This window comes from Paenimyroides tangerinum, from assembly GCF_003865405.1.
GTDB classification, from domain to species: Bacteria; Bacteroidota; Bacteroidia; order Flavobacteriales; family Flavobacteriaceae; genus Flavobacterium; species Flavobacterium tangerinum.
Window position 1 is genome coordinate 17,514 of record NZ_RQVQ01000008.1, and the last position, 12,354, is coordinate 29,867.

General features: G+C 31.0%; 12 protein-coding genes. 8 read left to right on the plus strand and 4 right to left on the minus strand.

The window, feature by feature from the left end; genetic code table 11:
* Window positions 1-127 precede the first annotated feature (127 nt).
* The 3 genes from EG240_RS16800 to EG240_RS04595 all read left to right on the plus strand — a co-directional run bounded on the left by EG240_RS16800 (window position 128) and on the right by EG240_RS04595 (window position 2,384).
* Window positions 128-931: a hypothetical protein gene (locus tag EG240_RS16800; RefSeq protein WP_125017911.1), complete on the plus strand. Its 804-nt coding sequence runs from the start codon at window positions 128-130 to the stop codon at window positions 929-931.
* Between the two features lie 84 nt (window positions 932-1,015).
* Window positions 1,016-1,945, plus strand: a complete 930-nt coding sequence (locus EG240_RS04590; RefSeq protein ID WP_235830330.1) for a hypothetical protein — start codon at window positions 1,016-1,018, stop codon at window positions 1,943-1,945.
* 124 nt (window positions 1,946-2,069) lie between these two features.
* Window positions 2,070-2,384, plus strand: a complete 315-nt coding sequence (locus EG240_RS04595) for a hypothetical protein (protein ID WP_125017915.1) — start codon at window positions 2,070-2,072, stop codon at window positions 2,382-2,384.
* 55 nt (window positions 2,385-2,439) lie between these two features.
* Here the strand turns inward: EG240_RS04595 and EG240_RS04600 are convergent, their stop codons facing one another.
* The 4 genes from EG240_RS04600 to EG240_RS04615 all read right to left on the minus strand — a co-directional run bounded on the left by EG240_RS04600 (window position 2,440) and on the right by EG240_RS04615 (window position 5,537).
* Window positions 2,440-3,060 carry an amino acid permease gene (locus tag EG240_RS04600; RefSeq protein ID WP_125017917.1) on the minus strand — a complete coding sequence of 207 codons (621 nt, stop codon included), beginning with the start codon at window positions 3,058-3,060 and terminating at the stop codon, window positions 2,440-2,442.
* A complete protein-coding gene (gene trmB, locus EG240_RS04605; protein ID WP_125017919.1) occupies window positions 3,060-3,734 on the minus strand; it encodes a tRNA (guanosine(46)-N7)-methyltransferase TrmB in 675 nt (224 codons plus the stop codon). Before trmB ends, EG240_RS04600 begins: the two co-directional genes overlap by 1 nt.
* 70 nt (window positions 3,735-3,804) lie before the next feature.
* Window positions 3,805-4,854 carry a sensor histidine kinase gene (locus EG240_RS04610; protein ID WP_125017921.1) on the minus strand — a complete coding sequence of 350 codons (1,050 nt, stop codon included), beginning with the start codon at window positions 4,852-4,854 and terminating at the stop codon, window positions 3,805-3,807.
* On the minus strand, window positions 4,854-5,537 hold the full coding sequence (locus EG240_RS04615; RefSeq protein WP_125017923.1) for a response regulator transcription factor: 684 nt from the start codon (window positions 5,535-5,537) through the stop codon (window positions 4,854-4,856). Before EG240_RS04615 ends, EG240_RS04610 begins: the two co-directional genes overlap by 1 nt.
* A 180-nt stretch (window positions 5,538-5,717) precedes the next feature.
* On the opposite strand from EG240_RS04615, the gene EG240_RS04620 reads away from it, so the two are divergent.
* The 5 genes from EG240_RS04620 (at window position 5,718) to EG240_RS04640 (ending at window position 12,318) form a co-directional block, all read left to right on the plus strand.
* Window positions 5,718-8,465, plus strand: coding sequence for a TonB-dependent receptor (locus tag EG240_RS04620; RefSeq protein WP_125017925.1), 2,748 nt, complete (start codon window positions 5,718-5,720; stop codon window positions 8,463-8,465).
* 172 nt (window positions 8,466-8,637) lie between these two features.
* Window positions 8,638-9,810 (plus strand): hypothetical protein, encoded by a 1,173-nt coding sequence (locus EG240_RS04625; protein WP_125017927.1) that lies wholly within the window; start codon window positions 8,638-8,640, stop codon window positions 9,808-9,810.
* Window positions 9,811-9,917: 107 nt separating this feature from the next.
* A complete protein-coding gene (locus EG240_RS04630; protein WP_125017929.1) occupies window positions 9,918-10,256 on the plus strand; it encodes a T9SS type A sorting domain-containing protein in 339 nt (112 codons plus the stop codon).
* A gap of 141 nt (window positions 10,257-10,397) precedes the next feature.
* Window positions 10,398-11,255 carry a T9SS type A sorting domain-containing protein gene (locus EG240_RS04635; RefSeq protein ID WP_125017931.1) on the plus strand — a complete coding sequence of 286 codons (858 nt, stop codon included), beginning with the start codon at window positions 10,398-10,400 and terminating at the stop codon, window positions 11,253-11,255.
* 79 nt (window positions 11,256-11,334) lie between these two features.
* Entirely contained in the window at window positions 11,335-12,318 is a 984-nt protein-coding gene (locus tag EG240_RS04640; RefSeq protein WP_125017933.1) for a LuxE/PaaK family acyltransferase, read from the plus strand.
* Window positions 12,319-12,354 lie beyond the last annotated feature (36 nt).

Genomic DNA, 12,354 nt, shown 5'->3' on the forward strand with positions numbered 1-12,354 from the left:
AGCCGCAGAAAGAGCCGCAGAAAGAGGTAATAGAGAGTTAGCGACCTCCAGACGACACCTTGATGAGGCAAGATCGCGATACTCTAAAGCAACCACAGCAAGACAAAGATAAAAAGCAAAAAATGATATGGATAACCTACAAAGAAGAGTAGATAGCCTATCCAATGAGCATAAAAAAAACCTTACCCGTTCTATTGCGAGTAAAGAGGTCGAGAAACCTAACATAGAAGCCCAGTTCGAGTGGTTTTTAGAAAATATAGATCTCCACGGCCCTTACTACAACCAGACAGGCGTGATCTTGCAGGGAGTTTTGGAGCTTTCTCCTCTGGTGGGGCTAAAAATAACTCTAGATTTTTTGGCATTGGCACAGCGCGCCCATCCTGTAGCGATGGCAGTAATCGCCGCTGCAGACATTACCTTGGCTATAATGGGAGATGGGAGTAAAATTACTTGCGAACTTAGCGCAGAAGGCTCTTTTGGCGGCAAAATACAAGGTTTCTTGAATACCAAAACCAAAGAGAATAGCTTTAATAAAGAAGACCGCAATGCCAACGATAAACAAGTAGGTGAATTAAAATGCGATATCGAGTTTAAACTGAAAATAGCCATTGAAATAAAAATTAAAAGAAAAGTACCTTTTGTTAGAGTAATTTTAACAGGTGAAGGTAAACTAGGAGCAGAAGCAACTGCCAAATGGACAGGTAAGGCACCGATAGATGCGGATGATAATGGTTGGTATATAGACCCTGAGTTAACCTTTGAAGGTTTGGAAGTAAAAGGATATTTGGATTTAGAGGGTAAGACAGAAACAGGTAATGGAACACCAATAGGCTCTGTTTCAAGTAAAAATGAGTTTAAATGGCAGGCAATAGATGCTTGGAAAGAACCTAAAAAATTTGAGAAATTCTATTTCTCTTCCAATAAAGAATAAATAATCAATATAATAATGTACAAATTTTTAATTTTAATCATCAGTGTAATCAGCCTACAAAGCTGTGCGCAAAATACAAAATCAATGAACAAAGAAGTAAATGATATTTTAGGAAACCTATATAAAGAAGTAAAACATAGAGATAAAGCAATTAGTTATAGAGCAATCTATTTTATAGGGGGGTGTAATTTTGAACTTTTAATTAACGATTTTCCTATTATGACCTATTATGGTGAAGGAGACGGATCTCTAAGCGAAAGCGCACCCATTAATACAGCTATTTTAAAAAAAGGAGAACAAACATGGAAAATAAGAGTGTATCCTGTACATGATAAGAAAGAGATTGATGGTAAAGTAGTATCTATAACAAGACCAGCAATACAAGATGGTGCAAGAGTTGAGTTGGCAATAGAAGGCATAAAATTTAAAGAAAACGGAGATATAGAAAAAAGATTCGGAAAACTCTTTGAATTTGAAGCTCCATTAAAAAAAGATGAAGAAACAGGGAAGAATGTATTTGCAGACGCGGGTAAACCTTATGTAGAATATTCAGGAACTTTTTATGCAGATGTACCTTATGAGGTAGAAGGTTGGCAAAAGAGTGTAGATTTATCTAAAGAAGATCCTAAGCTATTGCAAGCTGAACTACTTAAAGAGTATGAAAAATATAAAAAGTGGATTCAAAACCGTGAACTTGATAAAATTGCAGAATCTAATTTAAAATCTGAAAAAGAATTTGCTAATGTAAATTTTTTTAATGCAAATTTGAATAAAGAATATGTTGATAATTTTATTGATACATGGGGAAGAGAAAACTCCAGAACACAACCGTTAGAGAATTATTCTTTAAAATATTACGGAAACGGGAAAATTATTGAACTAATTAACAACTCGTATAAAAAATCAACACTTTGGGTAAGTTTTAAAGATAAACAAGGAATTGATAAATATACTTTATATACTTTATACTTCCATCGTCCCAAAGCAGGAGGTCCATTAGAAGTTATTAGATAATGAAGAATATATCAGTGTTTTTCAATTTATTGTTTTGCCTGCAAAGTTGTGAGCAAAATTATTTATACTAGTCAAAACCTGACATTAAACAACAACTTTTTTTAATTATAAAGTAAATCAAATCATGGGAGTATTAATATTGTTTTTTCAATTTGTAAGTTTAGTTTTTTATTACAAATTTATTTCTAGCGAAGAACTTTATACCTCTAGCGCTAGCGATACTTCAATTTTTTGGGTTGAAGGATGTTTATGGTATTTTATATCAGGAATTAATGTTTTATTTATAATTAGATTTATCTATGTCCAAATCTTGTATTCGTACAAATGGTTCAATCAAATTATAGAACTCGTTTCATTTGGAGTTGCTTGTGCGATTGTGATTCCAACAATTTTCTATATTCGTAAAAAATATTTAAAAAATAAAAACCAAAACTCGTGATTACATTTAGCTTATAAAACGATTTAAACAAAAAAAAGAAAGCCGAAACTTTCTTTTAATTAAATATTTTAAATGCTGTAAAAATGGATATAAAACCAGTAATCGAACCAATAATAAAATTAATATTCTTGAGAATAAAACTTTCTTCCATTGACTTGTTTTTAAAATAATTAAGATACATTAAAAAAACAAAACCTGAACCTAAAGTTACACCCAATGAAATCAAAGATGTAAAGGGATTTCTAAATTCAAAATTCATATATTGATCAGCAGTAATGCTCACAAAAACATAATACGGAATCGGAAACATATTTATTGTTGCCAAAAACATTCCGTAAAAAAAACGCCTTTTTCCACTTTTTTCCTTTTTAATTTTTACTTTTTTTGGTCTTCTTGCAAAAATCAAAAAATACAAAGTAAGAATCGTAAAAATGGCTAATCCGATTTCTTGGATAATTTCTGATGCAACTTCGCTTTTATCAATTAATCGAGCAAAATTTACAGCTAAATAGGTTTGAAAAAAAATAACCAATAAAACACCCGAAGTAAATATATATGCTTTTTTACGTCCTTCATTAGCAGCAATTTTTACAATGGTAGCATTAAGCAAACCTGGTAAAGCTGTACCAACAATGGAAGCAAATAATCCAACTAAAAATGGATAAACATATAACATTATTTTATACGGAATTGGATATAAGTTATCGCTTTATTTATTTCTAAATATTGCGATTCATAAAACGTTTGAATTGTGGTAACTACTTCAGGTGCACCTTCATTCTTATATACATCGTGATTTGCATAAATCACTTCATGTCCTTCACCATGCAATAATCCCAACGTATAACCGTGCATAAATTCGCTATCCGTTTTTAAATTTACAACTCCCGTTTCGTTTAAAATTTTTTTATAACGTTGTAAGAATTCAGCGTTAGTCAAACGATGTTTGGTTCTTTTGTATTTGATTTGTGGATCTGGGAAAGTGATCCAAATTTCTGAAACTTCGTTTTCTGCAAAAACATCTTCGATTAATTCGATTTGTGTACGAATAAAAGCAACGTTATTTAAACCGTTTTCAACCGCTGTTTTTGCACCTCTCCAAAAACGTGCACCTTTGATATCAATTCCGATAAAATTTTTCTCCGGATAACGAGCCGCCAATCCAACAGAATATTCACCTTTTCCGCAACCTAATTCTAAAACTATCGGATTATCGTTTTTAAAAACATCTTTATTCCAATTTCCTTTTAAAGGAAAAACAGTATCAACGATATCTTCACGAGTTGGTTGAAACACATTTCCGAATGTTTCGTTTTCTCTGAATCGTTTTAATTTATTTTTACTTCCCACTTTTTTAAATTTTATGCAAAAATATAAAATAAATTTCGCATTTAATTGAAGTCACAAAAAACTCTGAATTTTATGACATTGCTGATTTTTGAATCGTAAAGGAAAATTCTGAGCCCGAACCAAGTTTACTTTCTAAATAAATATGCTCATCATGGGCTTCGATAATGTGTTTTACAATGGAAAGTCCTAAACCAGAACCACCAACTTCACGAGAACGACTCGATTCGATTCGATAGAAACGTTCAAAAATTCGATTGATGTGTTTTTTATCAATTCCTAAACCATCATCGGTAACTCGAACCATTAATTTATTATCGGTCAAATGAACAAAACTAACTTCTGTTGTTCCTTTTGGTTTTCCGTATTTAATCGAATTTTCAACCAAATTAACAATAGCGCGACTGATTTTTTCTTTATCTGCTTTGACAAAAATTTTGCGATAATTTTCTTTATCAAACATTAAAGCGATATCTTTTTCTTCTGCTTTTAGTTCAAACATATCAAAAACATCTTTGAAAGCTTCAACGATATCAAAACGGGTAACATCCAATTTTAATTCGCTCGATTCCAATTTAGTAATCATATCTAAATCGGCCACAATTTCAATCAATCGCTCTACCCCATTCTCAGCACGTTTCAGATATTTTTCAATTATTTTTTCATCTTCAATTTCACCATCAATTAATGTAGAAATATAACCTTGAACAGTAAACAAAGGCGTTTTAAGTTCGTGAGCAACATTCCCAATAAATTCTCGACGGTATTCTTCTCGAACTTTTAATGATTCTATTTCAATTTTTTTATCGGTAGCAAATTTATTTACCTCGCTCATTAAGGTTTGCATATCTGTTGTAATTGGATTGCTTCTAAGTACAGATTTATCAAGAATTGAAACTTTATTGAAAATGTTTTCAATTCCGTGATAAATAAATTTTTCAACCCTAAATTGAATCACAAAAAAAGAAAAAACAAAAAATAAGACAGCGAAAACTAATGTGAAAAAGAAATTAATTTCAAAAAACAAATATTGCAAAAACAACAAAATCACAATTGAAAAAATTGTGATTAGTGAAGTTGATTTAATCGCAAAGCGATAAGATTTTTTATATTTTAACGTCATTAAATTTCTAATTTATAACCTACTCCTTTTATCGTTTTAAATAAGTCGTCACCAATTTTTTCTCTTAACTTTCTGATATGAACATCAATCGTTCGTCCACCAACAATTACTTCGTTACCCCAAACTTTATCTAAAATTTCTTCTCTTTTGAAAACTTTACCTGGTTTTGAAGCCAACAAATAGAATAATTCGAACTCTTTTCTTGGTAAAATAATTTCTTTACCATCGCTAACAATTTTATATTCTTCGCGGTTTATCTCAATATTACCAACGTTTAAAACATCGTTAATTGGTTGTTCTTCTTTAACTCTTCTTAATAAGGCCTTAACTTTACTAACTAATAATTTTGGTTTAATCGGTTTAGTAATATAATCATCAGCACCCGAATCGAAACCTGCAACTTGAGAATAATCTTCACCTCTAGCAGTTAAAAACGTAATTATTGTACGTTTCAATTCTGGTATCTTTCTTATATTTTCACAAGCTTCGATACCATCCATTTCTGGCATCATCACATCTAAAATAATCAAGTTAGGAATTTCTTTTTTAGCTATTTGAACCGCTTCTTTACCATTATGAGCTTTGATAATTTCGTAGCCTTCTGCTTCTAAATTAAATCCTACAATTTCTAAAATATCGATATCGTCATCGACTAATAATATCTTAATATCTTTATTCTTCATTCGTTTTAGTGTTGTTATTTGATTGTAAAGTTAGAGATAAATATGCTTCAAAAAGTGAGTTTACAATTATTTAATATAGTAACATTAACCTTACATTAACTGAACAAACTCTTAATTTCCATGTAACGTTGTAATAATAAATATGCAATTCCTTTGCTTCAAAATTAACAACACACACACATGAAATTTAGATTTTTATTATTAACTCTTTTATTATGTTTTGCAACTTACGCACAAAACGTCAAAACAATAAAAGGATCAATTACAGATCAAGGTTCTAACAATGAACCTTTAGCCTACGCAACAATTGTAATTAAAGGTACGGAAATTGGAGCTAGCTCTGACGAAAATGGAAAATTTATTTTAGATGCACCAGAAGGAATTCACACTTTAGAAATATCTTATGTTGGATACAAAACAAAAGAAGTTTTAATCAATACAGCAAAAGACCAAATTATTACAGTTTCATTAGAAGCTGAAGATAATAGTCTTGAAGATATTATTATTACCGTAAAAACAAACAAAGGAAGTGAATCAGCTTTGCTAAACGAGCAACGCAAATCATTAGAAATTAAACAAAACATCGGTTCGCAGGAATTATCTCGAAAAGGAGTTGGTGATGTTGCAACTGCTGTTACAAAAACGTCTGGAATCAGTAAACAAGAAAGTTCAGGTGGTATTTTTGTGCGTGGTTTAGGTGATCGTTACAACAGCACAACAATGAACGGCTTGCCAATTCCATCAAATAAACCAGACACAAAAAACATCGATTTGAACATTTTTTCTACGGATATCGTTGAATATATTTCAATCGACAAAACATATTTAGCTCGAAACTATGGAGATTTTGCTGGAGGAAATGTGGATATTATTTCAAAGAAAAATAATTCGAACGGCTTTTTCACAATTGATTTAGGTGCAAATATTAACACAAATGCAGTTGGTCAAAAAGATTTTGCATTGCAAGGCGGAAGAAATTATTTTGGATTCTCGAAAAACAGTCAACCTGCAAATGCTTTACAAGGATTTAATTTCAATCATCCATATAAATTAAAATCAGTTGCTCCGTATGCTGGTAATTTAGGTTTAAGTGGCGGGAAAAAATTCTTTATTGGAACAGAAGGAATTTTAAACACATTTGCAACTTTATCATTTTCTAATGACTACGGATTCAAAGAAGGAATTAACAAAACGGTTAATGCACAAGGAATTGCCATTAACGATTTATATCAAAAAACATCGAGCTACAATACCAATACAACAGGAATGTTCAATGCAAATTACGACATCAATTCAAACAATAACATTTCTTACAACTTTTTATTTGTAAATACTTCATCTTTAAAGAATGACAATTTAAGAGGTTATATGCGCGATATTGCAGAAACTGAAGAAGGAGGAATTTTAAACAGAAATACTTACGAACAAAACCAATTAATGGTTAACCAATTATTAGGTAAACACATCTTGTCAGAAAAAACAACTTTCAATTGGGGAGCTGCATACAATCACATCAAAAGTGATATGCCAGACAGAACTCAAAACAAATTGATGTTCAATGAAAACATTGGTGGATATGGATTGGTAGGAAAAACGGCATCTGACAATCACAGATATTTCCAAAATTTAACAGAAAAAGAATATGCTTTCAATGCATCACTTGATTACAATTTTGCAAAAAATGAAGATGATTCTTACAAAGGAAAATTAGTTTTAGGTTACAACGGACGTTTCAAAGAACGCAATTTCGAAGCAAATCAGTTTATTTTGAGATTAGCAAATGCATACAAAGAAAACTATTTAGTTGACGAAAATAATTTAGACGGTTTCTTCAATCAACAAAATTACGAAGCTGGATATTTTGATATTGAAACTTTCCGAGGAAACAAAAACAATCCAAATGCTTTAGAGCCGCAATATTACAATGGTAAGCAATCAATCAATGCTGGATTTGTGAATTTAGAATATCAATTAAATTCGAAATTATTTGCCGTTCTAGGATTGCGTTATGAAAACATCAATCAAAAAATTGACTGGAAAACACAGTTAGATTTTGCTGGAGGAGAAAACACATTGAAGAAAAATGCCTTTTTACCAAGTTTAAATTTAAAATATGAATTAAATGGAACGCAGAACTTACGTTTTGCATTCTCAAAAACATATACGTTACCACAATTCAAAGAAAGAGCTCCGTTTATTTATGAGGAAGTTGATGAAGTAGAAAGCGGAAATCCAAATTTATATGCATCAGACGATTATAATTTTGATTTAAAATGGGAAATGTTCCCACAAAATGATGAAGTTCTATCTGCAACAGCTTTTGGTAAATACATTCAAAATCCAATTAACAAAGTTACAATTTCTTCTTCTGCAAATGACTTAACATTTGTAAACTCAGGAAACTTCGGATATGTTTATGGACTTGAAATTGAAGCACGTAAAAACCTATTCTATTTTAACGATGATGATAATAATAAATTATCTGCTGGAGTTAATTTAGCAATTATGAAAACACACCAAGAATTAGACAACGAAAAAATTAAGCAAGAAACAAATTATTCGGCTCAATTTACTAATTCAACAAGTGGTTTCACAGGAGCTTCAAACCTATTATTAAATGCTGATGTTACTTATTTTAAAGAGTGGAACGAAAGAAACATTATAGCAACTTTAGCATATAATTACAATTCAGACCGTTTATACAGTATCGGAACAGAGCAAAAAGGAAATTTAGTTGACAAAGGTTTCGGAAGTTTAGATTTAATTTTCAAAACAAAATTAAACAAGCATTTCACTTTAGGATTAAATGCTAAAAACTTAACAAATCCAGCAATTAAAAGAATGCAAGAAAACACGAACGAAGACATCTTAGTAAGATCTTACAAATTAGGACGTTTCATAAGTGCTTCAGTAAAATACACATTCTAATCTAAAAGCAACTCGACAATGAGTTGCTTTTTTTTATTTACATACCTAACAATTTATTTACACAAATAAAGCATTTAATTAAAAATTCAATAAAGTTTAGATAACTCCAAAAGAAACAAACTTTTACATCTTTGTATCACACAACACAATAAAATATTTAAACAAAAAAACAATGAAAAAATCAATCAGAAACGCATTCGGACTTTTATTATTAATGTCAGCAGTAACATTTGTAAGCTGTAGTAGTGATGACAATTCGTCAGACAACAATCAAGAACAACCTGGAACAGGATCAGAATTTGTTGCAAATCCACAAGATTTCAAAGGAAATATCAAATCTGGAAAAGTAACATTAGATGCAACAAAAACATATAATTTAACGGGAGCAATCACCATTGAAAACGGAGCTACATTAGTAATTCCAGCAGGAACAAAAATCGTAGGAACAGGTGGAACTTCATCATACATCGCAGTTGCTCAAGGAGGAAAAATCGAAGTTAACGGAACAGCTACAAATCCAGTAGTTATGACAAGTTCTAATACAACTCCAGGAAGTTGGGGAGGTTTAGTAATTTGTGGAAAAGCACCAATTAACAAAGCAATTCCATCACAAGCAGAAGTAACAGGATTGGCTTATGGCGGAAATGATGCAAATGACAATTCAGGTTCAATTAAATATTTACGAATTGAATATGCTGGAGCTAATTTTAGTTCAGAAAAAGAATTTAATGGACTTTCTTTATTCGGAGTTGGTAAAGGTACAAAAATAGAATACGTTCAGATTTTCAATTGTTCTGATGATGGAATTGAATTTTTTGGAGGAACGGTTGATACAAAATACATCGTTTCGACAGGAAGTGAAGATGATTCATTTGACTGGACAGAAGGATGGAACGGAACAAATGAATATTGGTTTGGACAACAAAGAGCTGACATCGGAAATCGCGGAGTTGAAGCTGACAATAATTCAAGTAATCATACAGCTACACCAATTTCAAATCCAGTAATTTCTAATGTAACTTTAATTGGAAGAGGTGAAGGAAGTGAGCCAGATGCATTCAAATTAAGAGTTGGAACTTTAGCTACAATTAACAATGTTGTTTTAAAAGATTTCTCTGTAGGATTTAACGTAGAACATGACGAATCGATCGCAGGAATTGAAAACGGAACTTTAAAGATTACAAACGTAAAGTTTGAAAACATTGCAACAAAATCAAAAGGTAAAAACACAGCAGGAACTTCTGTAGATGTTTCTGGAGTTTATACCGAAAGTGCTTCAGCAACAGGAGCAGGAAACGGATCTTCATTACCAACTTGGGCACAAGGTTGGACTGTAGGTTTATAACATAGTTATATTTATTTTTCATTTAACTCGCTAATTTTCTTAGCGAGTTATTTTTTTGGTATGTTTTTTGAAAAATAATTATTATATTTATATCGAAAATTTCAACTATGAAACAAAAATACATCCTATATATACTTTTTTCTTTATTCATTTCTGTAAGCGGAATCGCACAAGAAAAAAAGAATACCTCCACAAAAACTGACGGTATTGAAGGTTTACAGATTTTTCCAAATCCTGTAACTAATGGTCGAATTTATATTTCAACAGATCAAAACTCGAATTCAAGAGAAGTAGAAATATATGATATGTTAGGTAAAAAAGTCTATGAAGTTACACTTTACGGTAATAACAAAGAAATTAATATCAGCAATCTAAATCCTGGTATTTATTTAATTAAGGTTAAAGAGAACAACACAAGCGCTACTCGTAAATTAGTTATTAAATAATTACTGAATTCTTATTGACAAGAACATCATAGGAAGTTTGATTTCATTAATAACAATTACTTAACATTATTTTATATTAAATTTATGTCATTTAAAAAAAATAAATTATTTTTGTATAATAAAATTTAAATCAAATTGATCATGAAAAAAATCTACTCTTTAGTTGCAGTTTTAGCTGCTACATTAACGGCAAATGCACAATCAGAAATCATTACTCAATGGAATTTTGATGCAACAGATTACACATTAGCTGTTAACCCTACAACTGGAACAGGAACTTTTAGCATTATTGGTGGTGTTGAAGTTAATTTAACTTCAGGTGCAATGCCAGAAGGCTTTAATGCTCAAGGAAAAGCATATAGTATTAAAACCTTTCCTGCTCAAGGTGAAAACAGCGGAACAGCAGGTTATCAATTTTCATTAAGCACAAGTGGTTATGAAAACTTAACACTTACATTTGACCCTAGATCTTCAAATACAGGATCAAAATGGATGCAATATGAAATGTCTACAGACGGAACAACTTGGACAATTTTAGGTAATAACAATGGAGCTTTAGCAAACAATTTCAATAATCCAGTTTCTTTAACTTTACCTGCAACGGCTAACAACCAAGGTACAGTAACATTCAAATTAGTTTCTATTTTCGCTCCTGAAACACAAGCATACGCCCCTGTTGGAACATCATATGGTGTAGGTGGAGCATGGAGAATTGACAATTTAACAATTAGTGGAGAAGAAATTGACGACACTGCTTCAATCGTTGAGAACAACATCGAAGGTTTAAAAGTATATCCTAACCCAGCTTCAGATTTAGTAAACATCGTTTCTAACGAAATGGGGACTAAAACGATTGCTATCTATGATATGTTAGGTAAAAAAGTTTTAGAAACTTCTACTGAAGAAACAGTAAACGTTTCTACTTTAACTTCTGGAGTTTACATCATGAACATTACTCAAGATGGTAAAAAAGCTTCTAGAAAATTAGTTATCAAATAATTAAATTTATCATAACTTAAAAAGCATCAACAATTGTTGATGCTTTTTTTATTTGTACTTTTGTAAAAAATTCAACATCGTGTTTACAGCCGAAGATATCATATCTATACATACAACAAAAGAATTTCATAGAACAGCCATGAAAATCTTTCGTTATCAATTTGAACATAACGAAGTTTACCAAAAATATTGTTTGCTTCTTCAGAAAGACCCTTCAAATGTGAAGCATTTAAACGAAATCCCTTTCTTACCTATCGAATTCTTTAAATCAAAAGAAATTCTTAGTTCAAACGAATCTATTCAAGAAACATTTACAAGCAGTGGAACAACAGGATCCGCAGCATCTAAACATTATGTAACTGATTTATCTTTTTACGAATATAGTTTCAGAAATGGCTTTTCTAAATTTTATGGAAACATTGAAGACTATGCTGTTTTAGCACTTTTGCCATCTTATTTAGAACGAGATGGGTCTTCATTAATTTACATGGTAAACGATTTAATTGAAGGATCAAATCATCCTGACAGCGGTTTCTATTTAAACGATTACGAAGCTTTAGCTCAGAAATTAATCGAGTTAGATTCAGACGGACAAAATGTAATTTTAATTGGTGTTACTTATGCCCTACTTGATTTAATTGAATTACAAAAATTCAATTTAAAGAACACCATAATTATGGAAACTGGCGGAATGAAAGGCAAACGTAAAGAAATAATTCGTGAAGAACTACATCAAATTTTGAGCGAAGGATTTGGAGTTCCAAAAATTCATTCAGAATATGGTATGACCGAATTACTTTCACAAGCATATTCATTAGGAGACGGCATTTTTGAATGTCCACCTTGGATGGATATTTTAATTCGCGATACCGAAGATCCATTAACGATTCTTGAAGATGAAAGAACAGGTGGAATTAACGTTATTGATTTAGCTAATTTTAATTCATGTTCATTTATTGCAACACAAGATTTAGGTAAAAAATATTCAGATTTTAGCTTTGAAGTTTTGGGACGCTTTGACAGTTCCGATATTCGTGGTTGCAATCTATTAGTTTTAGAATAAAACAAAAAAAGAGTTTCAATTGAAACTCTTTTTTTT